Below are 25,635 nucleotides of genomic sequence, written 5' to 3'. Positions count from 1 at the left end.
CAAACAGGGGGAGGGCCCTATGACCAAGCTCGTCGGATTTTATCCTGGCTCGTTCGATCCTTTGACCAATGGGCATCTCGATGTCATCGAGCGGGCCTGCAAGCTGGTCGATACGCTCGTCGTCGCGGTTGGCATCAATGCCGGCAAGAAGACGCCGCTTTTTGCCCATTCCGACCGGCTGGAGATTCTGCAGCAGGTGCTGGCCCCGGTCGGCAAGCGCACCGATACCGAATTCAGAATCGTCGATTTCTCCGGCCTCATGGTCAATGCGGCGCGCGAGCACGGCGCCAAGCTGATCATCCGCGGCCTGCGCGACACCACCGATTACAATTACGAAATGCAGATGGTGGGGATGAACGCCCAGATGGCGCCCGATCTGCAGACCGTGTTCCTGCCCTCCAGCCCGCCTGTGCGGCATATCTCGGCCACATTGGTGCGCCAGATCGCCGAGATGGGCGGCGATATTTCCGCCTTTGTCCCGCAAATCGTACTCAAGGCCCTGAAATCGAAATGATCGCCTTTACCCGCCGCTTTGCCCTGGTTGCCGCCGCTGTTCTGGCCGCCACCTTCGCCGCTCCCGCCTTCGCCCAGACCGGCACGCCGCATCTGATTCTCACCCTCGAAGGCGGCGACGTCGATATCGAGCTGCTGCCCGAGCTGGCCCCCAAGCATGTCGAGCGCATCGTGACGCTCACCAATGAAGGCTTCTACAATGGCGTGGTCTTCCACCGCGTCATCGACGGCTTCATGGCCCAGACGGGCGACCCGACCGGCACCGGCATGGGCGGCTCCGAGCTGCCCGATCTGGCCGCTGAATTCACCGACAAGGAAAGCTTCCAGCGCGGCGTGCTCGGCATGGCTCGCGCGCAGGACCCGAACTCGGCCAATTCGCAATTCTTCATCACCTATGCCGATGCCAGCTTCCTCGATGGCCAATACACTGTCTTCGGCAAGGTGGTTTCCGGCATGGAATATGTCGATGCGCTGCCCAAGGGCACCGACCAGTCCGGCATGGTGCAGAACCCCGGCAAGATCGTCTCGGCCAAGATCGAATATAAGTAGGCCAATGGCGCGACCTGCTTGGGTTGCGCCAAACGCCAACATTCCTTACATGCGGGGCACAAATCCCCCCAACACGAAAGTTGCAAGACCATGGCCGAGATCACCGATCCCGAAAACACCCTCGTCATCGAAACCACCAAGGGCAAGGTTGTTATCGCCATGCGCCCCGACCTGGCGCCCAATCACGTCGCCCATATCAAGAAGCTGGCGCGCGAAGGCTTTTACGACGGCATCGTGTTCCATCGCGTGATCGATGGCTTCATGGCCCAGACCGGCTGCCCCCAGGGCCGCGGCACCGGCGGTTCGAAGTATCCGGACCTCAAGCAGGAATTCAACGCCGAGCCGCATGTCCGCGGCACCGCCTCGATGGCCCGCGCGCAGAATCCCGACAGCGCCAATTCGCAGTTCTTCATCTGCTTCGACGATGCGCCTTTCCTCAACAAGCAGTACACCGTCTGGGGCAAGGTCATCGAAGGCATGGAATTCGTCGACCAGATCAAGCGCGGCGAGCCCGTCATCAACCCCGACAAGATGATCTCGGTCAAAGTCGCCGCCGATATCGCCGCCTAAAGGCCGATCACGAATCTTCCCCTCTCCCCTTGCGGGAGAGGGGCACGGAGCCTTCCTCCCCCTCTTGGGAGAAGGTGCCCGAGGGGCTTACGCCTCCCACAATGTCATCCCCGCGGAAGCGGGGACCTCCGTTTTCTTTCCTGCATCGCACAACAGAGGTTCCCGCTTTCGCGGGAATGACACCGATATTCTCAACGGGCCTCATCGCGCGTATGCCGTCTCGCGAGCTTCGCCCACCCAAACCACGATACGATAGATGAAAATGGATACTCTCCTCTGGGCGCTGATGGGCGTCGTCGCTGGCGCCTGCATTGCCACGCAAGCCCCGATCAACGCCCAGCTCGGCAAGGGCCTTGGCCTGCCGATCGCCGCGGCCGGCGTGTCCTTCGTCGCAGGCGCCATCGTGCTGTGGGCCATCGCGCTGATCTTCGTGCAGACCAAGGGCGCCACCATCAATTTCGGCGCCCCCGCCCCCTGGACCTTCGTGGCAGGCGGCGTACTCGGGGCTTTCTACGTCTTTTCCAATATCATGCTGACGCCCATGATCGGCGCCGCCGCCGTCATGGCTCTCTCTGTAACCGGTCAATTGCTGGCGGGCCTGGCGCTCGACAAGGTCGGCTTCATGGGCATGGCGGTGCGGGAAATCTCGCTCGGCCGCGTGGCGGGCGCGGTTATGCTTGTTGCGGGCGCAGTGATGATCCGGGCGTTTTGATCGGTCGCTCCGCCAAACTCTCCAACTGCCCACGGCGTTATTTACTCCACAGCATCATCCGCCTCCACGATGTCATCCCCGCGAAAGCGGGGACCTCCGTTTCCCTGCCGAACCGTCCAAAACAGAGGTTCCCGCTTTCGCGGGAATGACTCGGTGGGTGGCGCATTCCCCCATAGGCCCACCCGTGCTAGGGAGCCCTCATGCGTGTTTCCGATTTTGACTTCGACCTGCCCGAAAAGCTGATTGCCCTGCACCCCGCCGAGCCGCGCGACAGTGCGCGGCTGCTGGTCGTCGATCCGGTCAAGGGCCTGAGCGACCGCCATATCCCCGATCTGCTGACGCTGCTGCAGCCTGGCGACGTGCTCGTCGTCAACGACACGCGCGTCCTGCCGGCCGAGTTGCGCGGCAGCCGCATTCGCGGGGAAAACCGGGCTTCGGTGTCCTTCAACCTGCATAAGCGCGTCGATGCCCATACCTGGCGGGCCTTTGCCCGGCCGGCCAAGCGCCTCGCCGTGCTCGACCGGCTTGAGCTGGGCAATGGCCAGGCCGATGCGCTGACCGCCCGCGTCGCCGGCAAGGGCGATACCGGCGAGATAACCCTGGAATTCGATCTCGGCGGCGCTGAGCTTGATGAAGCCATCAAATCCCACGGCGCCATGCCGCTGCCGCCCTATATCGGCGCCAAGCGCGGCATCGAGGAGCGCGACAAGACCGATTACCAGACGGTCTATGCCGCCGAAGACGGCGCCGTGGCCGCACCCACGGCGGGCCTGCATTTCACGGAAACCTTGCTGCAGCAATTGACCGAGCGCGGCGTCACCATCGAGCGGGTGACGCTGCATGTGGGGGCAGGGACCTTCCTCCCCATGAAGGTGGACGACACCGACGATCACGTCATGCATGCCGAATGGGGCGAGCTCGACCAGGCCACGGTCGAACGCATCCGGGCCAAAAAGGCGCTGGGTGGTCGCGTGATCGCCGTGGGCACCACCAGCCTGCGCCTGCTGGAGACCGCGGCCCGTGCCACCGGCACGCTACAACCCTTTATCGGCGACACCGACATCTTCATCACCCCCGGCTTCCGCTTCCGCGCAGTGGATGTGCTGATGACCAATTTCCACCTGCCCAAATCCACCCTCTTCATGCTGGTCAGCGCCTTTGCCGGCATGGACACCATGCGTGGCGCCTATGAGCACGCCATCGCCGAAGGGTATCGGTTTTACTCCTATGGGGATTCTTCACTGCTGATCCGGGCGGAGTGAGGGCGATCGGAGGAGCGAGAGGGCGCGGCGAACGCCCCAAGTTCGTCACCCTCGGGCTTGACCCGAGGGTTCTTACTTAATGATTTCATACCAGAGATCATTCCACTCCGGATTGTTCTCCTCGATCAGCGCTATTTTCCACGCGCGCACCCAATGCTTTAGATTTTTCTCACGCTGGATGGCTAAGGGCACGGTGGCATGAACGTCGAAATGCACCAACTGCTTGATATTGTGCTTTTTCGTGTAGCCTTCGGCCAATCCTTCTCGATGCTCATAGACACGTCGTACGAGATCATTCGTCACGCCGACATAGAGTTTGCCGCGCGGGTGGTTTGCTAAAATATAGGTGTAACCGGCCATCTCGCGACGGTTAAGAAAAAGAGCCCTCGGGTCAAGCCCGAGGGTGACGATCGAGGATGAGGGTGACGATCGGGGATAGTGTCCCCACTGCCGCCACATTGCCCCGGCTTGCTCCCCGACGCCTGCATTCGCCTCTTCGGGAGAAAGTAAATTGTTTATTACCAAGAAGATAGCCGCGCCGCTGGCGTTGGCTGCCGCCACCACCTGTCTGTCATCCATCGCCGTGCTTGCAGATGACGCACCCGAGGCGATCGCCGCTGCGGTGGATGCCGCTTTCCAGCCGCTGCTGGAGGAACATGACGTGCCCGGTCTCGCGGTCGGGGTGACAATTGGCGGTCAGCACTATTTCTTCAACTATGGCCTTGCCGCCAAGGATACCAAGGCGCCGGTCAGCGAGAATACGCTGTTCGAGCTGGGCTCGGTCAGCAAGACCTTCACGGCCACCCTGGGAGCATCCGCCGTCGTCATTGGTGGAATGTCGCTGGCCGATCACCCGTCCAAATATATGCCGGAGCTGGAGGGGAAGGGCGTCGACAAGGCGACCCTGCTCAATCTGGCGACCTATACCGCCGGCGGCTTGCCATTGCAGTTTCCCGACGCCCCGGGCATGGAAGCCTATTTCCAGCAATGGACGCCCGATGCGGCGCCGGGCGAGCAACGGCGCTATTCCAATCCCAGCATCGGCCTATTCGGCTACCTCGGCGCCCGGGCACTCGATGGCGACTTCACCGACCTGATGGAAAAAGCCATTATTCCGGGCCTTGGTCTCACCAGCACATATATGCGCGTTCCCGAGGAAGCGATGGACAATTACGCCTGGGGTTACAACCGGGACGGTAAACCCACGCGGGTCAATCCGGGCTGGCTGGCTGCCGAGGCCTATGGCGTAAAATCCTCTACCGCCGACATGCTGCGATTCATCGACGCCAATATCGCGCCTGAAACCCTGGAGCCAGAGCTGCGGCAGGCAGTCGAAGGCACCCATATCGGCTATTTCCGGGTGGGCGAAATGGTGCAGGGGCTCGGATGGGAGCAATATCCCTTCCCGGTATCGCTGGAGCGCCTCCTGGCCGGCAATGCGGCGACCATGGCCATGGAACCCAATCCCGCGACCGAACTGACGCCGCCGGTTAGCCCGACGGAACCGACGCTGTACAACAAGACCGGCTCCACCAATGGCTTCGGCGCCTATGTCGCCTTCGTGCCGGAGGAGAAGATCGGCGTCGTGATGCTGGCCAACAAGAACTTCCCGATCCCGGCACGGATCACGGCGACGCATGCGGTGCTGGAGGCGTTGGCGGGGGAGTGGGCCAAGCGCGCTGAGTGACGAAAGCCCCGATGCAGTTCCCTCCCCTCAAGGGGGAGGGAGGCGATCGCGAACCTCAGTTGATCGCGTTCACATTCAGCAACTGGCCGGTAAAGCCGCAGGCAGCGCCGTGATAGCTGATGCAACCGTTGCGTTCTTCGAGGTTGAGGAAGCCGTCCTCGTCGAAGGTCACGCCGATTTCGCAATAGCGCTCGCGGGTCATCGGGCTGGTCGAGCCCTGTTCGTAGAATTCGTTCTCGACGAAGAAATTGCCGCCGGTCTCCGTCATGATCATTTCGCCATCGATGCCGCCGCCGCAGCCGGGAATGTCGTTTTCCATCGGTACGGTCGTGGTGATGGAAATGGCATAGACGTCGTTCTGCAGATGAGTGATCTCGGCGCTCAGCTCGCCCTCGCCGGAGCCGACATATTCGCCCACCCGATCACCAAGCGGACCATTGTCCTGGGCCAGGGCAGGGATGGCAGTGAAGGCCAGAGTTGCAGCAAGGATAGACAGTCGGATCATCAGGTCACCGGGAAATCGAGTTGGACACTTTCGTTAGACGCCACTGCGCCATCAAACCTTTGGCAGAAATCTGACAAATCGTACTTTCGCCGGCCTGATCGAGATGCATTGTCGCGCGCGTGGCAATTGTCTAGAACCTGCGCCCATGAAACAAGTCACTTTCACCCTTTCCGCCACCGATGGCATGGCCCGGCGTGGCCGCATTGACATGCCGCGCGGCGATATCCAGACGCCCGCCTTCATGCCGGTGGGCACAGCCGGCACCGTCAAGGCCATGTATCCCGAACAGGTCCGCGCCACCGGCGCCGATATCCTGCTGGGCAATACCTATCACCTGATGCTGCGCCCCGGCGCCGAGCGCGTCGCCTCGCTGGGTGGTCTGCACACATTCATGGATTGGGAACGGCCAATTCTCACCGATAGCGGCGGCTTCCAGGTCATGTCGCTGGCGCAATTGCGCAAGCTCACCGAGCGCGGCGTCACCTTCAAGTCCCATATCGATGGCTCCTCGCACGAGCTGACGCCCGAGCGCTCCATCGAAATCCAGACCTTGCTCGATAGCGACATCATCATGCAGCTCGACGAGTGCATTGCACTTCCCGCCGAGCGCAAGGAAATCGAGCGTGCCATGGAGCTGTCGCTCCGCTGGGCCGACCGCTCCAAGACTGCCTTCAACAATCAGCTCAACCGTGCCCTGTTCGGCATCGTGCAGGGCGGCGACGACGCCGAGCTGCGCGCCCGCTCGGCCCAGGGGCTCAAATCCATCGGTTTTGATGGTTATGCCGTCGGCGGCCTCGCCGTGGGCGAGCCGCAGGACGTGATGTTCCGCGTCATCGAGGACATTACCCCCGAGCTGCCGACCGACCGGCCGCGCTACCTCATGGGCGTCGGCAAGCCCGACGACATTCTGGGCGCCATCGGGCGGGGCATCGACATGTTCGATTGCGTTCACCCCACTCGCGCAGGGCGCCACGGCCACGTCTATACGCGCTTCGGCGTCATCAACCTGAAAAATGCCCGGCATAAGGATGATCATCGTCCGATCGACGAGGCCTCGCCCAATCCAAATTGCCGCCGCTTTTCGCGCGCCTATCTCCATCACCTCGTTAAGACTGAAGAGATTTTGGGCGCGATGGTCCTTTCCCAGATCAACCTGCACTACTATCAAGAGCTGGTTCAGGGCTGCCGGACCGCAATCGAGGCCGGGCGGTTCACCGATTTTGCGGCAGAAACGCGCGCGGCATGGGCCGCCGGCGATCTGCCTGTTCTTTAGCGTCAGAAAAGGGTTCATCTACATGGCAAAATCGGGGCGCAAGGCGGGTTTCGAAGCCCTTGGCAAGCTCAAGAAGCGCCTGGCTGAACAGCCAATGCGCGTGCAGTTCGCAGTCGATCCCAACCGGTTCAAGCGTTATTCGGCGACCGGGGCAGGGATCCTGCTGGACTATTCCAAGAACCGCATCGACGAAGACGTCATGGCCGCCCTGTTCGACCTGGCCCGTGCTGCCGGAGTCGAGGAACGCCGCGACGCGATGTGCGAAGGCGAACATATCAACATCACCGAGGATCGCGCGGTGATGCATATGGCTTTGAGATATCAGGGAGATCATCCGGTGCCGGTCGACGGCAAGGATGTCATGCCCGATATCCGCGCTGTGCTGTCGCATATCGAAAGCTTCACCAATGCCGTCCGCAATGGCGAAATCCGCGGCCAGACCGGCGAGCAATTCACCGATATCGTCAATATCGGCATTGGCGGCTCCGACCTTGGTCCCGCCATGGTGACGCTGGCGCTCGAGCCCTATACCCGCCCCGACCTGCGCGCCCACTACGTCTCCAATGTCGACGGCGCCCATATCCACGATATCCTCAAGCGCCTCGACCCCAGGAAGACGCTGTTTATCGTTGCCTCAAAGACCTTTACGACCGACGAGACGATGACCAATGCGGGTTCTGCCCGCAAGTGGATCGCCGATGCGCTGGGCGACGGGGCAGTGGCCGACCACTTCGCTGCGGTCTCGACCAACATCCCCGCCTGCCAGAAATTCGGCATCCGCGAAGACCGCATTTTCGGTTTCTGGGACTGGGTCGGCGGCCGTTACTCGGTCTGGTCGGCGATCGGCCTGCCGATCGCACTGGCCGTGGGCTACGACAATTTCGCCGCCTTCCTTAGGGGTGCCGACGCCATGGACCGGCACTTCCTCAGCGCCCCGCTCGAGGAAAACCTGCCTGTTATCATGGGCTTGCTGGGCGTCTGGTATCGTAATGTCTGGGGCTTTTCGACCCATGCCGTGCTGCCCTATGACCAGCGCCTGAGCCGCTTTGCCGCCTATCTGCAGCAGCAGGATATGGAATCGAACGGCAAGTCGGTGACGCTGGCCGGCAAGCCCGTCGCTTGGTCGACCGGCCCCATCGTCTGGGGCGAGCCGGGCACCAATGGCCAGCACGCTTTCTACCAGCTGATCCATCAGGGCACCGACATTATCCCCGCCGATTTCCTGATCGCCGCCCGGCCGCATGAATCGCTGCCGCCGCATCACGACAAGCTGGTCGCCAACGTTTTGGCCCAGTCTGAAGCGCTGATGCTGGGCAAGACCGAGGAAGAGGTTGTCGCCGAACTCAAGGCCCAGGGCCTCGACAAAGCCGCGATCAAGGAACTGGCGCCGCACAAGGTATTCCCCGGCAACCGGCCGTCCAATACGCTGTTTTATCAGCAGCTTACGCCCGAAACGCTGGGTTCGCTCGTCGCGCTCTACGAGCATAAGGTGTTCACGCAGGGCGTCATCTGGAACGTCAATTCCTATGACCAATGGGGCGTGGAACTGGGCAAGCAACTCGCCAAGGCGCTGCTGCCCAAGGTCGAAGGCAAGGAAAGCGGGGAGGGGCATGACAGCTCCACCCAGGGCCTGCTGGCCTATTACCTCGCCAACAAGGGTTGAACGCGTGACCATCACCACTGAAGAGCAGCTCGAAAAGCTTAGGGAAATCGGCCGCATCTGCGCCATTACCCGCGATGCCATGGCGGCCGCCATGCGGCCCGGCATGACCACTGCCGAACTCAACGAGATCGGCGCGCGGCTGCTGGCCGAGCATGGTGCGCGCTCGGCGCCGGTGATCACTTATGACTTTCCCGGCGAAACCTGCATCTCGGTGAACGAGGAAATCGCCCATGGCATTCCGGGCGACCGGGTGCTGCATGAGGGCGATCTGGTCAATATCGACGTCTCGGCCGAAAAGCATGGTGTCTTCGCCGATACCGGCGCCTCCTATGTGCTGGGTATCGGCGACAAGCGGCTGGATGCGCTCTGCCGCGACGGCAAGAAGGCCATGTGGACCGGCATCCGTGCGGTCAAGGCCGGCGCGCCACTGGCCGATATCGGCGAGGCCATCGGCAAGTTCGCCAAGAAGGGCGGCTATACGCTGATCCGCAATCTCGCCAGCCACGGCGTGGGCGATAGCCTCCATGACGAGCCAGGCGAAATCGCCACCTGGCCCGACAGGACCGAGCGCCGCCGCATGACCAATGGCCTGGTCTTCACCATCGAGCCCTTCCTGTCCCTGGGGGGGCGCATGGCCGATCAGAAGTCACCAGACGACGAATGGACGCTGATCAGCACGCCTTCGGCACCGTGTGTGCAGTATGAGCATACGGTGGTGGCCACCCCGCGCGGAGCCGTCGTGGTGACACTGGCTGCTTAAGTGGGGGCATTTCCACAATAGGTCTCTCCCCACAGAGTCATTCCCGCGAAAGCGGGAGCCTCTGTTCAGGGTGCTGGAGAAGTAAACGGAGGTTCCCGCTTTCGCGGGAATGACACCGTGGAGAATGGGATTCGCGCTAAAGCGCCACCAGCACCATCGGTCCCAGCAGCACCAAAGCCACTGCCACAACAAAACGCAGATTGCCCAATTGGCGCAGCGTCGGCACGCTGAGCAGGGTCGAGAGCAGCCAGAAGCCGACCAGTACGATGAGGACCGGCGTCAACGGCGACAGCGCGAAGGCCGTGCCTTCGGTGATCTGCAGAAAGGCCATGTGGCCACCGACGAAGCCAAGCAGGGCGGTGATCACCACCGTCACCGCCTTGGATACGATCAGCAGGCCCATATCGATCGTATTGCTGGTGATCAGCAAGGCCAGGCCCGACACGGTGACATGGACGGCCGCAAGTGTCGTGAACAGCCGGTTGTCGGCCAGCAGCGGCACCATTTCCGGCGGCGCGCTCAGCGGCAGCGACCCGATCATCGGCAGATTTGCGCCGTAACGGGCCAGCAGCAGTATGACATAGAGCATCACCAGCGTGCCGACCGCGAAGGTCAGGGCGGTCACGGCCAGCACCTTGAGCAGACCAAGACTACCTTGCGACACGGTCACGATCCCGATGATGAAGGGAGATGGTATGCCGGGAGGGGGTCGAACCCTCGACCATTCGATTAAAAGTCGAATGCTCTACCACTGAGCTACCGGCACAGACCGAAACGGCCAACGCTATTGGCGTTGCGGCGGAACATAGCCAGACAAGTTCGGCTGTCAACCGCAATTGCGCCTCTTGCTGCCTCAGTTGGGGAGAGGGATGCCGGTAAACGGCATCGGCGTGCAGGAAATCGATACGCTTTCAAGTCGGTTGCACAAGGCTCTCGCCTGAGAAATCTCCGCTATCGGGCCCACCACGATGCGCTTGCCATCGCCTTCGAGCTGGTCGGCCAGGCGGGGCGCAAGGCCAAGCAGCAAGGGGCCAACCTTGGTGGAGATGTCATTCCAGGCCAATCCCGCGTCCGCGGCTGCAATTTCAGGACCGACAGCGACGCCGAACGCCAGCGCGGCCGGGGTCTCATCTATACTGGCAGTTTCGACCGGATCGGGCAGGGGCTGGTTGTCCGGAGCCGACGGGAGCGCCTGCGGCATGGGCTGCTGGCTCACCTTGACGCTGCCCCCCTCGGCCGCAAAAACCACCGCCTCGCCATTGCCTATGGATGAGGTCAGAATGCTGCGGTCGATTTCGGCGCTGTCGGGAACCGCCTCAAGCAGGCGCGGCAGACTGACTTCAAGCGCCCCAACCCGCCGCGTCACCTCTCCGCCCGACTGTTCCTGCAGGGCAAAACGGGTCAGCAGCGTCGTATTCTCGTTTTTGAGGCGGAGCGTTTCCTTGCGAAGCTCGGAGACATCGAGCCGCAATTGCTCGACCGAAGCGCCCTCAAGGCGGGTCTTGTGCAAGCCCGCCAGCAAGCTCGGCGGGACGATCGCGGATACATTGGCGCTGAAAACGGCAATGCCGCCCACAATCAGCGCCACTAGACCCCATAGGGTGACGTCCGATTGCCGGAATTGTTCCGATGCGTTAGCCAATGACGCCACCCCGCGGCGCAGTCGAATCAAGTCTTGCGCCCGTTAATACAATGCCGCCGCTGTTATCGGTTCGCCAACTCTTGCGTGCCATAAATTTGTGAAAATCGGCGACGAGAAGATCGCCGCTCGGAGAACGCCTCATGACTGAATTGCTGTCGATCATTCTTGCCGCGGGCGAAGGCACCCGCATGCGATCGACAACGCCGAAAGTCCTGCATCCGGTGGGCGGCATGCCCATTGTCGGTCACGTGGCGCGCGCCGCACGCGAGGCGGGCTCGACCCGCATTGCGCTGGTGACTGGCCCGCGGCACGACCAGATCCGCAAGACGGTGTCCGCATTGGACCCCGCAATCGAGCATTTCGAGCAGTCTATCGCCAAGGGTACGGCGCATGCCGCCTCGATGGCACGCGCGGCCTTCGAGACGGCCAAAGGCTATATTGCCGTGGTCTATGGCGACCACCCGCTGCTGCGCGGCAGTAATTTTCGCGCGGTGCTGGACCGGCTGGACGCCGGACTGGACGTCGCCATTCTCGGGTTCGAGCCGGAAGACCCGACTGGCTATGGCCGGTTCATCACCGATGGCGAGCGGCTGCTAGCCATTCGCGAGCACAAGGATGCGAGCGAGGAAGAACGGCGCATCGGGCTGTGCAATGCCTGTATTTTGGCGTTCCGCGCCGAAGTCTTCCGCGACCTGATCGACCAGGTCGGCAACAATAATGCGCAGGGTGAATACTATCTGGGTGACCTGGTTGAACTGGCCAATGCCGCCGGCAAGAAGGTTGGCTATGGCGTGGCGCCGGAAAACGACGTCATGGGCGTCAACGATCGCAGCCAGCTGGCACGGGCCGAGGGCCTGTTCCAGGACGTGCGGCGCGAGGATTTCATGAAAGCGGGCGTGACGCTCAAGGATCCCCGAAGCGTCTGGTTTTCCTATGACACCGAGATCGCCAGCGACGTCACCATCGAACCCAATGTGGTGTTCGGCCCGGGCGTGGTGATCGAGAAGGGCGCTGTGATCCACGCTTTCAGCCATCTCGAAGGGGCCCATGTGGGCGCCAATGCATCGGTCGGGCCGTTTGCGCGGCTGCGGCCCGAGGCCAATCTGGGCGAAGGCGCCAAGGTGGGCAATTTCGTCGAGGTCAAGAAGGCTGAAATCGGCAAGGGTGCCAAGATCAGCCATCTCAGCTATATCGGCGACGCGACGATCGGCGCCGAGGTCAATATCGGCGCGGGTGTCATCACCGTGAATTATGACGGCTACAACAAGCACCAGACCATTGTTGGCGACGGGGCCTTTATTGGCTCGAACTCGTCGCTAGTGGCGCCGGTCACGGTGGGCAAGGGCGCGCTGGTTGCCAGCGGCAGCGTGATCACCGAGGACGTGGCCGACGACGCGCTGGCCCTGGGCCGGGCCCGCCAGGTGGCCAAGCCCGGACGGGCAAAAGAGATTTTCGCCAAGGCTGCGGCCAAGAAGCAGTCGAAGAAGGGATAAGACCATGTGCGGCATTGTGGGTATCGTTGGCAGTGAGCCGGTCGCCGGGCGTCTCGTCGATGCGCTGAAGCGCCTCGAATATCGCGGCTATGACAGCGCGGGCGTGGCAACGCTTGAACATGGCGCCATCAACCGCCGCCGGGCCGAGGGCAAGCTGGGCAATCTGGCGCAGAAGCTGGCTTTCGAGCCGCTCGATGGGCGGATCGGCATCGGCCATACCCGTTGGGCCACGCATGGCGCGCCGACCGAGCTGAACGCCCATCCGCACGCCACCGAGCGGGTAGCGGTGGTGCATAACGGCATTATCGAGAATTTCCGCGAAATGCTGGCCGATCTCGCCAAGGACGGCTACCTGCCACAGACGCAGACCGATACGGAATCTGTCGTTCTTTGGGTCAGCCGCGAACTGGCCAATGGCGCCGACCCGGAACTGGCGGTGGCGCGCACGCTCAAGAAGCTCAAGGGGGCCTTTGCCCTGGCATTCCTGTTCAGGGATCAGGAAGGACTGCTGATTGCGGCCCGCCATGGTGCGCCGCTGGCCGTGGGCTATGGCACGACCGAAATGTATCTGGGCTCGGACGCCATGGCGCTGGCCCCGTTCACGTCGCGCCTGACCTATCTCGAGGACGGCGACTGGGCGGTGATCACACCCAACGGCGTCACCATCCGCGACGGCATGGACGCGATCGTCCACCGCGAGCAGCAGATTTCGCAGGCCTCGGCACTATTGGTGGACAAGGGTAACCACCGCCATTTCATGGCCAAGGAAATCTACGAACAGCCCGAGACCATCTCCCATACCCTGAGCCATTATGTGGATATGGGCGCCGAGCGGGTCGCCCTGCGCGAAACGCTGCCCTTCGATTTCTCCGATCTGAGCCGGCTGACGGTCAGCGCTTGTGGCACGGCCTATTTTGCTGGCGCCGTAGCAAAATACTGGTTCGAGCGCTATGCGCGCCTGCCGGTGGATATCGATGTGGCGTCCGAATTCCGCTATCGCGAGCCGCCACTGGAAAAGGGCGGGCTATCGCTGTTCATCTCCCAATCCGGCGAGACGGCCGACACGCTTGCAGCGCTACGCTATTGCGCCAGCCAGGGCCAGCATGTGGCCTCGCTGGTCAATACGCTCGAATCCACCATTGCCCGCGAATCCGGCGTGGTCTTTCCCATTCTCTGCGGACCGGAAATCGGTGTCGCCTCGACCAAGGCATTGACGGCACAACTCACCGCGCTGGCCAGTCTGGCCATTGCGGCCGGGCGTGCCCGTGGCGTGCTGAGCGTCGACCGGGAAGCCGAACTGGTGCGCGCGCTGGTCGAATTGCCGGCGGCCGTATCGGCGGCACTGGGCGCCGAGGGGCAGATCATGGACATTGCCAAGCGGCTGTCCAAGGCCAAGGATGTGCTCTATCTCGGCCGTGGCCCGATGTTCCCCATCGCCATGGAAGGTGCGCTGAAGCTCAAGGAAATCAGCTACATCCACGCCGAAGGTTATGCAGCAGGTGAACTCAAGCATGGCCCGATCGCGTTGGTGGATGAAGCCATGCCGGTGATCGTGGTTGCGCCGTCCGACGAGCTGGTCGACAAGACGCTGTCCAACATGCAGGAAGTCGCCGCCCGCGGCGGCAAGATCATCCTGATCACCGATGCCGAAGGTGCCGCAACCGTCGGGCATGGCGTTGCCGATGTCATCGTCATCCCGCACGTGCACAATTTCGTCGCGCCGATCCTGGCGACGATCCCGGTGCAATTGCTGGCCTATCACACAGCGGTCTTCATGGGCACGGACGTCGATCAGCCACGGAATCTGGCGAAGTCGGTGACGGTGGAATAGTCACCCCGCCCGGATCAGCGGGATGGCGAGGTCTTTCCGGAACAGATAGAGCGCGGTGCGCGCGGCTTCGCCGTCCGGTCCTGAGAGGCCGGGATTGCGGGCCAATAGCGCCTTGGCGTCGTCATGGGCGAAATCGATGAGGTGGCGGTGGACATCAGCCACGGCCAGGCGATATCCGGGCATGCCGGATTGCCTCGTGCCCAGCACATCGCCTTGGCCGCGCAATTCAAGGTCGCGTTCGGCGATTTCAAAGCCGTCTTCGGTGGATTTGATGGTGTCGAGCCGCGCCTTGGCGGTTTCGCTGAGCGGGTCCTTGTAGAGCAAGAGACACGCTGAGCGCACCGAGCCGCGCCCGACCCGGCCGCGGAGCTGGTGGAGCTGCGCCAGGCCGAAACGCTCGGCATGTTCGATGATCATGATCGAGGCATTGGGCACGTCGACGCCCACTTCGATGACGGTGGTGGCAACCAAGAGCTTCAATTCATTGGCGGCAAACCGCTGCATGACCTCCTGCTTGGCGGCGGCGCTCATGCGGCCGTGCACAAGCGCGACCTGATCCCCGAACACCTTCTGCAATTCGGCGAAGCGGTCCTCGGCGGAAATCACATCGAGATGCTCGCTTTCTTCAACCAGCGGGCAGACCCAAAAGGCCTGCGCACCTTCGGAGAGGCGCGCCTGGAGGCGGGAGATGACGCGGGCATAATCGCCAATCGACAGGACGGCGGTGTCGATCGGCTGACGCCCGCGCGGCTTTTCTCGCAAGACGCTGACCGCCATGTCGCCGAAATGGGTGAGGACCAGCGTGCGAGGAATGGGCGTCGCGGTCATCACCAGAAGATCGGTGTGACGGCCCTTGTCGGAGAGGGCGAGCCGCTGATGCACGCCGAAGCGGTGCTGCTCGTCGACGACGGTCAGGCCCAGATTGTGAAACTCGACCCCGCTCTGGAACAAGGCGTGCGTACCCACAACGATATCGGTCTGCCCATTCGCAATGCCCGCCAGAATGGCGCGGCGCTCGGCGGCGGGCATCTTGCCGGTCAGCAATTCGCAGCCCAGCCCAGCCTTGTCGCAGAGGGGTTTCAGCGTTTTGAAATGCTGTGTGGCGAGGATTTCGGTGGGCGCCATCAATGTCGATTGCGCACCACCCTCGGCAACGGCCGCCATGGCCATCAGCGCGACCACGGTTTTACCGGAGCCGACATCGCCCTGCAGCAGCCGGGACATGCGGTCGGGGGAGGCGAGGTCGGCGCGGATTTCCGCAACAGCCTGTTGCTGGCCCTCGGTCAGCGAAAAGGGCAGGGCCTCGGCCACCCGCGCGGTGATCTCGCCCGTGAAGACGCGGGCAATGCCGCGCGCAGCGGTCATGGTGGAGCGGATCAACTGCAAGGTGAGCTGGCCGGCGAAATATTCGTCATAAGCCAGCCGCATGCGGGCAGGGCCCCAAAGCTCTGCTTCGACAGGGTTTTCGGGCAGGTGGACTGACTGCATGGCTTGAGCAAAGCCGGGCCATTTGTGCTTGGCCAGCGTTTCGGGGCCGATCCATTCGGGCAGGTCGGGCACGCTATCCACCACCTGGCGTACCAGCTTGGCGAGCGCCTTGGAGCTGAGCCCTTGGGTCAGCGGGTAAACCGGCTCGACCAGCGGCAGGGTGGCGAATTTATCCGGCTCCACCACATAATCGGGATGAGTGATCTGCTTTTCACCGTTGAAAAAGCCGATCTGCCCGGAAACAAAGCGCTCCTCGCCCACGGGCAGGGCCTTTTCCACCCAGCCGCCCTGGGCGCGGAAGAATACCAGCTGGATATCGCCGGTATCGTCATGGGCGAAGACCCGATGCGGCACATGCAGCTTGCCACGCGGCGGCGGCTGGTGGCGGTCGACATGCAGGCGCAGCGTCACGATCTGGTTGAGATAGGCCTCGGCAATGCCAACCTGCCGGCGCCGGTCCACGACACCGCTAGGCATATGCATCAGAATGTCGAGCGCGATGGCTTCCTGGCCTTCGGGGGCGCCGAAAAAGCGGGTCAGTAATGCAGCCAGTTTGTCGCCGACACCCTTGATGGAATGTAGCGAACGGAACAGCGGCGACAGGCTTTCAGGGCGTGACACGATTCGATGGGCCTCTCTCGGTCCCGAAACTAGCGCCCGGCGACAGCCTCGTCACCCCGGGGCCATTGATGGCTGACAAGCCGGCACAATCCGCGTAAACAGGGGGAACAAATCAGGAAGTTCGGAATCATGGCGCAGCAAAACGCAGCCGGTGAAGACATTGCTATGCGCCGGAAGAAAATCCGCTATCGGGCATGGCACCGCGGCACACGGGAAATGGACCTCGTATTGGGGCCGTTCGCCGATGCGCATACCGAAGCCATGGAAGCAGCGGAACTGGATCGGCTCGAGGCCCTTATGGCCGAGGAAGACCCACATTTGCTCAAATGGGTGATGGGGCAGGAAGTGCCGCCTGACACTGTCGATGTCGCGCTGCTCGAGCAGGTGATCGCGGACCATAAGGCGCGCGTTTCCAAATGAACGAAGTCATGCCGCAACGGCCCACGCGCACCATCTCCAATGTGCCCGATGGCATGCAGCCCATGGTGCTGTCGCGCCTGGTCGAGCAACGCCTGAGCGCTGCCCCAGACGACGCTGCCAGCGTGGTCTTTGTGGCGCGCGACGGCCGCCGGCTGCAGCGCATCGCCGATATCCTGACCGCGATGCTGCCCGGCCACACCATCCTGACGCTACCGGCCTGGGACTGTCTGCCCTATGACCGGGTATCGCCCAATAATGTCACCATTGCCGCGCGAATGAATACGCTTGCGGCATTGACCTCGGGCGCGGCCAAGGGTGCCGTGGTGCTGACGGCGGTCAACGCGCTGATCCAGAAAGTGCCGCCCCGCGATGTGGTGGAAACCATGTCGTTTTCGGCCGCGGCCGGGCGGGTGGTCGATAGCGAGAAGCTGATCGGCTGGGCCTCGCGCAATGGCTATCTGCGCGTGCCGACCGTGCGGGAATCGGGCGAATATGCCGTGCGCGGCGGGCTGGTCGATCTCTTTCCAGCCAGCGCCGAGTCGCCGCTGCGCTTCGATTTCTTCGGTAGCCAGCTCGAATCGATCCGCACTTTCGATCCCGATAGCCAGCGGACCACCGGCACGCTGAAGCGCGTCGACCTGACGCCGATGAGCGAAGTCGTGCTCAATGAGGAAACGATCCGCCGTTTCCGGCAGAATTACACCGCAGCCTTTGGCGGCAATACGGTCGATGACACGCTCTATGCCTCGGTCAGCGGCGGTTCGCGCTATTCGGGCACAGAACATTGGCTGCCGTTCTTTTACGACCATCTCGATAGCCTTGCCGACTATGTCGGTGACGCGCCCTTCGTGTTCGACGACCAGGCCGCTGAGGCCTATGCCGAACGCGCGACCCAGATCAGAGACTATTACGAGGCCCGCGAAGCGGCGCGGCTCGCGCCGGTGGTGGCGGGGGCAGGGGCACCGTATAAGCCGGTAAAGCCCGAACTGCTTTATGATATCGACGCCCATCCCTATGGGCTCGCGGGTGCGTCGGTTGTGCAATTCTCGCCCTTCATGGCGCCCGGCGCCAAAGCGTCGGACGATGCCGGGGGGCATATCGCGCCCAGCTTTGCCGCCGAACGGCAGGCCACCGACACCAATCTCTTCCAGGCCGTTGTCGACCGGCTGCTGGCCGAACGCCGCAATGGCCGGCGCAGCATTGTCGCCTGCTGGAGCGTGGGGACGCGCGACCGCATGGTACAGGTGCTCAAGGATCACGGCCTGACCAATCCGCGGCTGGCCGAGAACTGGCGCGATGCCGAGACCACCAGCGCGGCAACGACCTCGCTGGTCGTGCTGCCGCTTGAGACCGGATTCGAGACCAAAGATCTGCTCGTGCTCAGCGAGCAGGACATTCTGGGCGAGCGCATCCTGCGGCCGCAGCGCAAGAAGAAGGCCAGCGATGCCCTGACCGAGGCGGCGAGCTTGGCCGCCGGCGATCTGGTCGTCCATGTCGATCACGGTATCGGCCGTTTCCTCGGCCTCAAGGTGATCGAAGCGGGCGGGGCGCCGCATGAATGCGTCGAGCTTGAATATGGCGGCGATACCAAGCTCTATCTGCCGGTCGAAAATATCGAGCTGCTGACCCGCTACGGGGCCGACGATTCCAATGTAACGCTCGATAAGCTGGGCGGCGTTGCCTGGCAGGCCAAGAAGGGCCGGCTCAAGAAGCGCATCCGCGAAATGGCGGAACAGCTCATCAAGATCGCGGCGGCACGCCTGCTCACCCGGGCCGATGTGGTTGAGATCAGCCCCGGCGCCTATGACGAGTTCGCCGCGCGCTTCCCCTATGAGGAAACCGAAGATCAGATGGCCGCCATCGAGGCGGTGTTCGATGACGTGACCTCCGGCCGCGTCATGGACCGGCTGGTCTGTGGCGATGTGGGCTTCGGCAAGACTGAAGTGGCGCTGCGCGCAGCCTTTGCCATTGCCTTGTCGGGTAAGCAGGTGGCCGTGGTGGTGCCGACGACATTGCTGGCTCGCCAGCATTTCAAGACCTTCTCGGAGCGTTTTGCCGGCCTGCCGGTGCGGGTGCGGCATGCATCGCGCATGGTGAGCGCCGCTGAACTCAAAGCCACAAAGGAAGGCCTTGCCGATGGCCAGGTCGATATCGTGGTGGGTACCCACGCGCTGCTCAGCAAGACCATCAAATTCAAGGATCTGGGCCTGCTGATCATCGACGAAGAGCAGCATTTCGGCGTGGGCCACAAGGAGCGCCTCAAGGAACTCAAGGCCAATGTGCATGTGCTGACGCTGACCGCGACGCCGATTCCGCGCACGCTGCAACTGGCATTGACCGGCGTGCGCGATCTTTCGCTGCTGGCGACGCCACCCGTCGACCGTCTGGCCATCCGCACCTTCATCTCGCCCTTCGATCCGCTCTCGGTTCGCGAGGCGCTGCTGCGCGAAAAATATCGTGGTGGCCAGAGTTTCTACGTGGTTCCTCGCATCAAGGATCAGCACGAGATTGCTGAATTCCTCAAGGCGCAAGTGCCCGAAGTGTCGTTTGTCGTCGCCAATGGCCAGATGCCGCCGGGCGAGCTTGATGACATCATGAATGCCTTCTACGACAATAAATTCGATGTGCTGGTCGCCACGACGATCGTGGAATCGGGCCTCGATATCCCCAATGCCAATACGCTGATCGTGCATCGCGCCGACCATTTCGGACTGGCTCAGCTTTACCAGATCCGTGGCCGCATCGGCCGGGCCAAGGCCCGCGCCTATGCCCTGTTCACCGTGCCCGCCGACAAGAAGCTGACCGACACGGCCGAACGGCGGCTGGGCGTGCTGCAATCGCTCGAAAGCCTGGGCGCCGGGTTCCAATTGGCCAGCCATGACCTCGATATCCGCGGGGCAGGGAACCTGCTCGGCGACGAGCAATCGGGCCATATCCGCGAAGTCGGCTACGAGCTTTACCAGGCCATGCTGGAGGAAGCGGTCGCCAATCTCAAGAATGGCGACGAGGAATACGAGGACCGCAACGAGTGGAGCCCGCAGATTTCGCTGGGCATGCCAGTGATGATTCCCGAGCATTACGTGCCGGACCTGCAATTGCGCATGCAACTTTACCGGCGCCTGGGCGATCTGACCGAAATTCGCGATATCGACGCCGCCGGCGCCGAATTGATCGATCGTTTCGGCCCATTGCCGGAAGAAGTCGAGGCGCTGCTCAAGGTGATCCTGGTCAAGGCTTTGTGCCGCCAGGCCAATGTCGAAAAGGTCGATGCCGGCCCCAAGGGGGCTGTTATCACCCTGCGCAACAACGAATTTCCCAATCCCGCCGCCCTCGTGCGGCTGGTGTCGGACCCCGCCAATCAGGTTCGTATCAAGCCGGATCAGAAATTGGTTTTCGCCCGTAACTGGCCGACGCCGGAGGCGCGTCTCAAGGGAACGGCGGCCATCCTGTCGCGCATGGCGAAACTGGCCGAAAATGCGGCCTGATCAAGTCCTTGTTATGAGGGGCGGCCATAATGCTTTGGCAAGGACCATCGGTCATGTTATTGCCCGATTTCAGCACTTGAAGGGCAGTTCAATTCTCGTGGTGACAGGACGTCACCGGGACCGCCAAGGAAGCCAAGGATATTCTATGAAATTCAGGAAACCCCTCGTCGCCGGTTTTGCGGTGGCCGCGCTGATGCTGTCCCCCCTGTCGGCCTTTGCCCAGGAAACCACGCCACCAGCCGCGCCCGCTGCGGAAACCCCGGCCCCGGCGCCTGCCGAAGGGGCTGCGGCTCCCGCCGCCGCGACGCCAGGCGTGGCAAGCCAGAACTGGCTCAAAGTGTGCGATCCGCTGCCCGATGGTCAGAAGGCCTGCATCATGCGGCAGGTGGTGCTGGCCAATGGTCAGTTCCTCGGTTCGTTCCTGCTCCGTGACGATCCGGGCCAAGAAAGCCGCCTGCTCGCCGTTGCCGCCGTTCCGCTCGGCGTGCTGCTGCCGTTCGGGCTGACCTGGCAGATCGACGGCGCCAAGCCGATTCGCGTGCCCTACATGCTGTGCGACCCCACCTCCTGCGCCACGCAGCTGGTGATCAACGAGCAGTATGTGAACTCGCTCAAGAAGGGCGGCACGCTGAAGCTGACTGCCAAGAACCGCCAGAACGAAGATCTCACCATCGAGATCAACCTGGCCGGCTTCACCGCCACCTATGATGGCGATGCTGCGCTGACCTTCGACCAGTTCCGTCAGGAAACCAGCGGCTCGAACGCTCTCGAGCAGGTGCTGCAGGATCGCGCCGAAGAACTGCGCAAGCAGCTCAATGGCGAGGCCGCACCGGCTGAAGGCGCTGCTCCCGCAACGCCGTAAAAGCGAATACAGCTTTGAGTTTAAGAAAGGGCGCGGGAAACCGCGCCCTTTGTCTATTCAGCGATTGCCCATGCCGATGCCGAAGGCCTGCTTGCGCAAGCCGGGCAGCAGGCGAAGCGCCCACAACCCGCCGGCTCTAAGGCCTTGGGCGGGCAGCATATCGGCGAGCAGCGAACGGAACAGGGCATCGACCATGGTTCCGGTACGAGCCAGGTCTGCCGCGCGCAAATCGGCATAGCGCTGGCTGACGCGTCCGGCCCAGTCGGGCTGCGAGCGATCCGCGCTGCCGAGCACCGTGGCGAGATCGGCCACATCGCGCAGCCCCAGATTGAGGCCCTGCGCACCGATGGGCGGGAAGGCATGCGCCGCCTCGCCCACCAAGACCACGCCCTGCTTGCCCGGCCGTGCGACGCTCAGCGTGCTGAGCGGGAAAACGTGGCTGGGCGTTACCGGCAGGATCGTGCCGAAGAGCCGTTGCGATTTATCGGCAAATATCTTCGCCAGCGCCTCTGGCCCCTGGCTGCGGGCCGCCTCCAGCACGGACCGCTCATCGATCCAGACCAGGTTGGCCCGCTTGTCGCCGGCAGGCACCAGGGTAAAGGGGCCATTGGGATAGTGAAACTCGATGGACGCGCCGCCGATGGCGCGGCCGAGATCGAGATCGCAGACCAAGGCCGCCTGCTCGAACTGGTTTTCGTGGACGGGAAAGCCCGCGGCAGAACGGATGAGCGAGGATTTGCCATCCGCTCCGACGATCAGCGGTGCTGAGATCGTGTTGCCATCGGCCAGTGTGAGGGTGCCCCCGGAACCGTCAGCCGCAAAGGCAGTGGCCCCCATGTCGCGGATGTCCAGCTTGCCAAGCGTGGCCGCCACACTATGGAAGCGCTCCAAGAGACGGCTATTGGCAAAATTCCAGCCAAAGGCCGCTAGTCCCGCCTCGTTCGCATCGAACAAGGTTTCTGGCGCCCGAATAAGCCGCTGTGTCGCATCGATGATGCGGATCTGGGTCAGTGGGTGGCCGACATTGGCGGGGTCATCGATCAATCCGGCCGCAACCAGAAAGTCGACGCTGGGCATCATGAGCGCCGACGTGCGGCGATCCGGCGGCCCGGCGGGTGCGAGATGGATGGTCTGAAGCCCGGCCTTGGCGACGGCAATTGCCGTGGCGACGCCGACCAGGCCGCCACCGACAATGATCGCATCGGCAGTGCGCATGCTCATGGCGTCACCACCGTCTGTGCGGGCGTCAGACGCGGCATGACAAAGCGGCCTACCCAGGAGCCGATGGCCATGGTCACCAGAAATATCCAGAGACTGTCGGGCATGAAGGCAATCAGCGAAATGGCCGGGCCGGGGCAAATGCCGGACATGCCCCAGCCGAGCCCGAACAGCGCCGCGCCGCCAACCAGCGGGCCGTCGATCGCTTTGGATGCCGGCTCGTGGAATTTATCATCGAACAACGGAGCCTGCCGCCGCTTGCCGATGCGAATGGCGATGAACATGACCGCAATGGCCGGTACGATGACGAAGGCAAGGCTCGGATCCCAGCCGCCTTGGGGAATGGCTGTGAAATCGAGGAAGCGCAGTATTTTGAGCGGATCGACCATTTGAGAAATGTAGAGCCCGGAGCCAAACAGGGCGCCGCTGAGCGCCGCTGTCGCCAAAAACGGCAATTTGAAACCGGACATCAGACGATCCCCGTAATGGTGACGGTGAGGATGGCGACCACGAAAAACACGGCCACCGCCACCAGCGAGCGCACCGACAGCCGAGCCAGCCCGCATACGCCGTGGCCCGATGTGCAGCCATTGCCAATTCTCGTGCCGAGGCCGGTCAGCAGCCCCGCCGCGGCAAGCCAGACCGGGGTCGGTATGCTCCAGTCCGCCGGCGCTTCAACCAGCCGGATGGGTTCGCCGCCGCCCAGGCCGGGCAGCAAGCGGGAAGCGGCGAACGTGCCGAGTACCAGGCAGACGAGGAACACCAGCCGCCACAATGCATTGCGCGATGCAGGCAGCAGATTTCCAAATATGCCGGCTATTCCAGCGATACGGCCATTGCCCAGCCAAAGCAGTGCTGCGGCCAGGCCAATAAGCGTCCCGCCAATGGCGGCTGTAAGCGGGGTGAAAGAATCCATGCCGATGTCTCGCAAAGCGTGTTGGCGGGGAGACTATCATCGTGCTCGCAAGGGATACCAGCGCGGCCAATCAGGCTTTCTGCCGCAGGCGGAGAAATAATGCTGCCTTTCCCGCGGCCCAGACACCGCATAAGTATAGTGCCATCAAAGACTCGGAACGGAGCCGGAAATGCTTGAGCTATTGGCCGATCCCAATGTGTGGATCGCCTTTGCAACCCTGACGGTCATGGAGATCGTGCTGGGCATCGACAATATCGTATTCATTTCCGTGCTGGTTTCGCGCCTGCCGCGCGAACAGGCCGAATTTGCCCGCAAGCTGGGCATCGGGCTGGCCCTGGTGTTCCGCATCGTGCTGCTGCTGTTGATCAGCGTGATCGTGCAATTGCAGGACCCCGTGGTCACCCTGTTCGGGCTCGCACTGTCCTGGAAGGACCTCATCCTCATCGCCGGTGGCGCTTTCCTGATCTACAAAGCCACCCACGAAATGCATGCGGCCATCGAAGAGCCACATGAATTGGACCTCAAGGAGAAGGCCAAGGCGACCCTGCAGGCGATCATCCTGCAGATCGTGGTGATCGACATGGTGTTCTCCATCGACTCGATCATTACCGCCGTTGGCATGGTGCCGGCCGATCAGGTGATCGTGATGGTTGCCGCCGTATTGGTCGCCGTTGCAGTGATGTTCGTCGCCTCCGGTCCCATCGCCAAATTCGTGGCCGACCACCCCACCACCAAGATGCTGGCTCTGGCCTTCCTGCTGCTGATCGGCGTGACGCTGGTGGCCGATGGCTTGGGCTTCCATATTCCCAAGGGCTATATCTATTCGGCCATGGCCTTCTCGGTGCTGGTCGAGGCGGTCAATATTTTCGCCAAGCAACGCCGGCTGAACAAGGGCGGCCATGCCGTCGCCAAGCCCGCGGCGGCCCTTGCCGGGGCTGCTGTCCAGGCTGACGCCACGCCGCCCAAGCCCCGCGCCAAGACAAGTGCGACCGCTCGCGCGCAGGCCCGTCCCAAATCGGCGCCCCGCAAGCCACGGACGCCCAAGCCATGAGCAGGGCAATCGTCGTCCACCAAACCGGTGGGCCGGAGGTTCTGAGCTATGAGGAGTGGCCACTGGCCGCTCCTGGCCCGGGGCAGGTCGCCGTGCGGCAGACCGCGATTGGCCTCAATTTCATCGATACCTATCAGCGTTCTGGTCTTTACCCGCAAAAGCTGCCCTTTGTTGCGGGCAACGAGGGCGCTGGTATCGTGACCGCGCTGGGCGAAGGCGTTACCCATTTCGCCGTCGGTGACCGTGTCGCCTATCAGGGGCAGATCGGCGCCTATGCAACCGACCGGCTGCTCAATGCCGAGCGCATCGTCGCCATCCCCGATGGCGTGGATGACAAGATCGCTGCTGCGATCATGCTCAAAGGCCTTACCGCCTATTACCTGCTGTTCAAAACCTGGCCGCTCGCGGCTGGCGAGACCATTTTGTGGCATGCGGCTGCCGGGGGCGTCGGCGCTATCGCCACGCAATGGGCCAAATCCCTGGGGGCCAGGGTCATCGGCACGGTGGGCAGTGACGAGAAGGCCGCGCTGGCGCTCGAAAACGGCTGCGATGCCGTGATCAATTATTCCAAGGAAGACTTCGTCGAGCGGGTTAAACAGCTGACTGAGGGCAGGGGCGTCGATGTCGTCTATGACGGGGTGGGCAAGGCCACGTTCGACAAATCGCTCGATTGCCTGCGGCCGCGCGGGCTGATGGTGAGCTTCGGCAATGCCTCGGGCGTGGTTTCCATTCCCGATCTCACGGTGCTGTCACGCAAGGGCTCGCTTTACGTGACCCGTCCCACCACCGCTCACTATGTGATGGAACGTTCGGCGCTCGAGGTCGCGGCTGCTGCCCTGTTCGAGGCCGTTGCCAGCGGCAAGATCAAGGTTGCGATCAACCAGACCTTCCCGCTGAAGGATGCGGCCGAAGCCCACCGGGCACTGGAGAGCCGGCAGACCACGGGATCGGTAGTGCTGTTGCCTTAGGCGCACTGGACAGGTTTGCGATCAACCGCTAAACGCTGACGTCCAACGGGTAGGTGGCAGAGCGGTTGATTGCTCCGGTCTTGAAAACCGGCGAACGTGCAAGCGTTCCGGGGGTTCGAATCCCTCCCTACCCGCCAAAACTCGCC

General features: G+C 62.7%; 24 protein-coding genes and 2 tRNA genes. 17 read left to right on the top strand and 9 right to left on the bottom strand.

Annotated elements, in window-relative coordinates; genetic code table 11:
• Nucleotides 1-19 precede the first annotated feature (19 nt).
• From coaD to queA, 5 genes are all read left to right on the top strand, one after another.
• Nucleotides 20-514 (top strand): pantetheine-phosphate adenylyltransferase, encoded by a 495-nt coding sequence (coaD, locus tag QQL79_RS08600; protein WP_284389848.1) that lies wholly within the window; start codon nt 20-22, stop codon nt 512-514.
• Nucleotides 511-1,062, top strand: a complete 552-nt coding sequence (locus QQL79_RS08595) for a peptidylprolyl isomerase (protein ID WP_284389846.1) — start codon at nt 511-513, stop codon at nt 1,060-1,062. The genes coaD and QQL79_RS08595 overlap by 4 nt, the downstream gene beginning before the upstream one ends.
• A gap of 90 nt (nt 1,063-1,152) precedes the next feature.
• Nucleotides 1,153-1,632 (top strand): peptidylprolyl isomerase, encoded by a 480-nt coding sequence (locus QQL79_RS08590; protein ID WP_284389844.1) that lies wholly within the window; start codon nt 1,153-1,155, stop codon nt 1,630-1,632.
• Nucleotides 1,633-1,894: 262 nt separating this feature from the next.
• Nucleotides 1,895-2,344, top strand: coding sequence for a DMT family transporter (locus tag QQL79_RS08585; RefSeq protein ID WP_284389842.1), 450 nt, complete (start codon nt 1,895-1,897; stop codon nt 2,342-2,344).
• 200 nt (nt 2,345-2,544) lie between these two features.
• A complete protein-coding gene (gene queA, locus QQL79_RS08580) occupies nt 2,545-3,606 on the top strand; it encodes a tRNA preQ1(34) S-adenosylmethionine ribosyltransferase-isomerase QueA (RefSeq protein ID WP_284389840.1) in 1,062 nt (353 codons plus the stop codon).
• Between the two features lie 72 nt (nt 3,607-3,678).
• On the opposite strand, the gene QQL79_RS08575 is transcribed toward queA, so the two are convergent.
• Nucleotides 3,679-3,966 (bottom strand): GIY-YIG nuclease family protein, encoded by a 288-nt coding sequence (locus tag QQL79_RS08575; protein ID WP_284392848.1) that lies wholly within the window; start codon nt 3,964-3,966, stop codon nt 3,679-3,681.
• Nucleotides 3,967-4,123: 157 nt separating this feature from the next.
• On the opposite strand from QQL79_RS08575, the gene ampC reads away from it, so the two are divergent.
• The gene (gene ampC / locus QQL79_RS08570; RefSeq protein ID WP_370461248.1) at nt 4,124-5,293 is read left to right on the top strand and encodes a class C beta-lactamase; all 1,170 of its coding nucleotides are present in this window, start codon (nt 4,124-4,126) and stop codon (nt 5,291-5,293) included.
• Between the two features lie 55 nt (nt 5,294-5,348).
• On the opposite strand, the gene QQL79_RS08565 is transcribed toward ampC, so the two are convergent.
• Nucleotides 5,349-5,798, bottom strand: a complete 450-nt coding sequence (locus tag QQL79_RS08565) for a hypothetical protein (RefSeq protein ID WP_284389836.1) — start codon at nt 5,796-5,798, stop codon at nt 5,349-5,351.
• A 145-nt stretch (nt 5,799-5,943) separates the two neighbouring features.
• On the opposite strand from QQL79_RS08565, the gene tgt reads away from it, so the two are divergent.
• Genes tgt through map form a run of 3 tightly spaced genes read left to right on the top strand, consistent with a single transcriptional unit; the run spans nt 5,944 to nt 9,494 of the window.
• Nucleotides 5,944-7,071: a tRNA guanosine(34) transglycosylase Tgt gene (gene tgt, locus QQL79_RS08560; protein WP_284389834.1), complete on the top strand. Its 1,128-nt coding sequence runs from the start codon at nt 5,944-5,946 to the stop codon at nt 7,069-7,071.
• A 22-nt stretch (nt 7,072-7,093) separates the two neighbouring features.
• Nucleotides 7,094-8,734 (top strand): glucose-6-phosphate isomerase, encoded by a 1,641-nt coding sequence (pgi, locus tag QQL79_RS08555; RefSeq protein WP_284389832.1) that lies wholly within the window; start codon nt 7,094-7,096, stop codon nt 8,732-8,734.
• A 4-nt stretch (nt 8,735-8,738) separates the two neighbouring features.
• A complete protein-coding gene (map, locus tag QQL79_RS08550) occupies nt 8,739-9,494 on the top strand; it encodes a type I methionyl aminopeptidase (RefSeq protein ID WP_284389830.1) in 756 nt (251 codons plus the stop codon).
• Nucleotides 9,495-9,630: 136 nt separating this feature from the next.
• Here the strand turns inward: map and QQL79_RS08545 are convergent, their stop codons facing one another.
• The 3 genes from QQL79_RS08545 to QQL79_RS08535 form a co-directional block, all read right to left on the bottom strand.
• Nucleotides 9,631-10,158, bottom strand: coding sequence for a hypothetical protein (locus tag QQL79_RS08545; RefSeq protein WP_284389828.1), 528 nt, complete (start codon nt 10,156-10,158; stop codon nt 9,631-9,633).
• Between the two features lie 27 nt (nt 10,159-10,185).
• Nucleotides 10,186-10,260, bottom strand: a tRNA-Lys gene (locus tag QQL79_RS08540).
• 87 nt (nt 10,261-10,347) lie between these two features.
• Nucleotides 10,348-11,136, bottom strand: a complete 789-nt coding sequence (locus tag QQL79_RS08535; protein ID WP_284389826.1) for a hypothetical protein — start codon at nt 11,134-11,136, stop codon at nt 10,348-10,350.
• A gap of 140 nt (nt 11,137-11,276) precedes the next feature.
• On the opposite strand from QQL79_RS08535, the gene glmU reads away from it, so the two are divergent.
• Together glmU and glmS are read left to right on the top strand one after the other, a co-directional pair.
• The gene (gene glmU / locus QQL79_RS08530; protein ID WP_284389825.1) at nt 11,277-12,629 is read left to right on the top strand and encodes a bifunctional UDP-N-acetylglucosamine diphosphorylase/glucosamine-1-phosphate N-acetyltransferase GlmU; all 1,353 of its coding nucleotides are present in this window, start codon (nt 11,277-11,279) and stop codon (nt 12,627-12,629) included.
• Nucleotides 12,630-12,633: 4 nt separating this feature from the next.
• Nucleotides 12,634-14,460 carry a glutamine--fructose-6-phosphate transaminase (isomerizing) gene (gene glmS, locus QQL79_RS08525; protein ID WP_284389824.1) on the top strand — a complete coding sequence of 609 codons (1,827 nt, stop codon included), beginning with the start codon at nt 12,634-12,636 and terminating at the stop codon, nt 14,458-14,460.
• Here the strand turns inward: glmS and recG are convergent, their stop codons facing one another.
• Nucleotides 14,461-16,569, bottom strand: a complete 2,109-nt coding sequence (recG, locus tag QQL79_RS08520) for an ATP-dependent DNA helicase RecG (protein WP_284389823.1) — start codon at nt 16,567-16,569, stop codon at nt 14,461-14,463.
• A 129-nt stretch (nt 16,570-16,698) separates the two neighbouring features.
• Between recG and QQL79_RS08515 the strand changes: the two genes are divergently transcribed.
• The 3 genes from QQL79_RS08515 to QQL79_RS08505 all read left to right on the top strand — a co-directional run bounded on the left by QQL79_RS08515 (nt 16,699) and on the right by QQL79_RS08505 (nt 21,336).
• Nucleotides 16,699-16,989, top strand: coding sequence for an FAD assembly factor SdhE (locus QQL79_RS08515; protein ID WP_284389822.1), 291 nt, complete (start codon nt 16,699-16,701; stop codon nt 16,987-16,989).
• Nucleotides 16,986-20,474, top strand: a complete 3,489-nt coding sequence (gene mfd, locus QQL79_RS08510) for a transcription-repair coupling factor (RefSeq protein WP_284389820.1) — start codon at nt 16,986-16,988, stop codon at nt 20,472-20,474. The genes QQL79_RS08515 and mfd overlap by 4 nt, the downstream gene beginning before the upstream one ends.
• A gap of 145 nt (nt 20,475-20,619) precedes the next feature.
• Nucleotides 20,620-21,336 (top strand): invasion associated locus B family protein, encoded by a 717-nt coding sequence (locus tag QQL79_RS08505; RefSeq protein ID WP_284389818.1) that lies wholly within the window; start codon nt 20,620-20,622, stop codon nt 21,334-21,336.
• Between the two features lie 57 nt (nt 21,337-21,393).
• Here the strand turns inward: QQL79_RS08505 and QQL79_RS08500 are convergent, their stop codons facing one another.
• From QQL79_RS08500 to QQL79_RS08490, 3 genes are read right to left on the bottom strand one after another with little or no spacing between them, the layout of a single operon-like run.
• Complete coding sequence (locus tag QQL79_RS08500; RefSeq protein ID WP_284389816.1) at nt 21,394-22,557, bottom strand: FAD-dependent monooxygenase; 1,164 nt, start codon at nt 22,555-22,557, stop codon at nt 21,394-21,396.
• Nucleotides 22,554-23,024, bottom strand: a complete 471-nt coding sequence (locus tag QQL79_RS08495) for a DUF6691 family protein (RefSeq protein ID WP_284389814.1) — start codon at nt 23,022-23,024, stop codon at nt 22,554-22,556. Before QQL79_RS08495 ends, QQL79_RS08500 begins: the two co-directional genes overlap by 4 nt.
• Nucleotides 23,024-23,470: a YeeE/YedE family protein gene (locus tag QQL79_RS08490; protein WP_284389812.1), complete on the bottom strand. Its 447-nt coding sequence runs from the start codon at nt 23,468-23,470 to the stop codon at nt 23,024-23,026. The genes QQL79_RS08495 and QQL79_RS08490 overlap by 1 nt, the downstream gene beginning before the upstream one ends.
• 169 nt (nt 23,471-23,639) lie before the next feature.
• On the opposite strand from QQL79_RS08490, the gene QQL79_RS08485 reads away from it, so the two are divergent.
• The 3 genes from QQL79_RS08485 (at nt 23,640) to QQL79_RS08475 (ending at nt 25,626) form a co-directional block, all read left to right on the top strand.
• On the top strand, nt 23,640-24,521 hold the full coding sequence (locus QQL79_RS08485) for a TerC family protein (RefSeq protein ID WP_348523176.1): 882 nt from the start codon (nt 23,640-23,642) through the stop codon (nt 24,519-24,521).
• Entirely contained in the window at nt 24,518-25,489 is a 972-nt protein-coding gene (locus QQL79_RS08480) for a quinone oxidoreductase family protein (RefSeq protein ID WP_284389810.1), read from the top strand. Before QQL79_RS08485 ends, QQL79_RS08480 begins: the two co-directional genes overlap by 4 nt.
• Nucleotides 25,490-25,536: 47 nt before the next feature.
• Nucleotides 25,537-25,626, top strand: a tRNA-Ser gene (locus QQL79_RS08475).
• The last annotated feature ends 9 nt before the right edge of the window (nt 25,627-25,635 follow it).

The organism is Devosia yakushimensis, assembly GCF_030159855.1.
GTDB lineage: Bacteria > Pseudomonadota > Alphaproteobacteria > Rhizobiales > Devosiaceae > Devosia > Devosia yakushimensis.
The sequence above is the reverse complement of the archived record's forward strand: the minus strand, read 5'-3'. Positions and strand labels throughout refer to the sequence as shown.

Bases quoted from the DNA above. Each gene is read 5' to 3' on its own strand.
- coaD (WP_284389848.1), top strand. From the start codon at position 20: ATGACCAAGCTCGTCGGATTTTATCCTGGCTCGTTCGATCCTTTGACC.
- QQL79_RS08595 (WP_284389846.1), top strand. From the start codon at position 511: ATGATCGCCTTTACCCGCCGCTTTGCCCTGGTTGCCGCCGCTGTTCTG.
- QQL79_RS08590 (WP_284389844.1), top strand. From the start codon at position 1,153: ATGGCCGAGATCACCGATCCCGAAAACACCCTCGTCATCGAAACCACC.
- QQL79_RS08585 (WP_284389842.1), top strand. From the start codon at position 1,895: ATGGATACTCTCCTCTGGGCGCTGATGGGCGTCGTCGCTGGCGCCTGC.
- queA (WP_284389840.1), top strand. From the start codon at position 2,545: ATGCGTGTTTCCGATTTTGACTTCGACCTGCCCGAAAAGCTGATTGCC.
- QQL79_RS08575 (WP_284392848.1), bottom strand. From the start codon at position 3,966: ATGGCCGGTTACACCTATATTTTAGCAAACCACCCGCGCGGCAAACTC.
- QQL79_RS08565 (WP_284389836.1), bottom strand. From the start codon at position 5,798: ATGATCCGACTGTCTATCCTTGCTGCAACTCTGGCCTTCACTGCCATC.
- tgt (WP_284389834.1), top strand. From the start codon at position 5,944: ATGAAACAAGTCACTTTCACCCTTTCCGCCACCGATGGCATGGCCCGG.
- pgi (WP_284389832.1), top strand. From the start codon at position 7,094: ATGGCAAAATCGGGGCGCAAGGCGGGTTTCGAAGCCCTTGGCAAGCTC.
- glmU (WP_284389825.1), top strand. From the start codon at position 11,277: ATGACTGAATTGCTGTCGATCATTCTTGCCGCGGGCGAAGGCACCCGC.
- glmS (WP_284389824.1), top strand. From the start codon at position 12,634: ATGTGCGGCATTGTGGGTATCGTTGGCAGTGAGCCGGTCGCCGGGCGT.
- QQL79_RS08515 (WP_284389822.1), top strand. From the start codon at position 16,699: ATGGCGCAGCAAAACGCAGCCGGTGAAGACATTGCTATGCGCCGGAAG.
- mfd (WP_284389820.1), top strand. From the start codon at position 16,986: ATGAACGAAGTCATGCCGCAACGGCCCACGCGCACCATCTCCAATGTG.
- QQL79_RS08505 (WP_284389818.1), top strand. From the start codon at position 20,620: ATGAAATTCAGGAAACCCCTCGTCGCCGGTTTTGCGGTGGCCGCGCTG.
- QQL79_RS08500 (WP_284389816.1), bottom strand. From the start codon at position 22,557: ATGAGCATGCGCACTGCCGATGCGATCATTGTCGGTGGCGGCCTGGTC.
- QQL79_RS08495 (WP_284389814.1), bottom strand. From the start codon at position 23,024: ATGTCCGGTTTCAAATTGCCGTTTTTGGCGACAGCGGCGCTCAGCGGC.
- QQL79_RS08490 (WP_284389812.1), bottom strand. From the start codon at position 23,470: ATGGATTCTTTCACCCCGCTTACAGCCGCCATTGGCGGGACGCTTATT.
- QQL79_RS08485 (WP_348523176.1), top strand. From the start codon at position 23,640: ATGCTTGAGCTATTGGCCGATCCCAATGTGTGGATCGCCTTTGCAACC.
- QQL79_RS08480 (WP_284389810.1), top strand. From the start codon at position 24,518: ATGAGCAGGGCAATCGTCGTCCACCAAACCGGTGGGCCGGAGGTTCTG.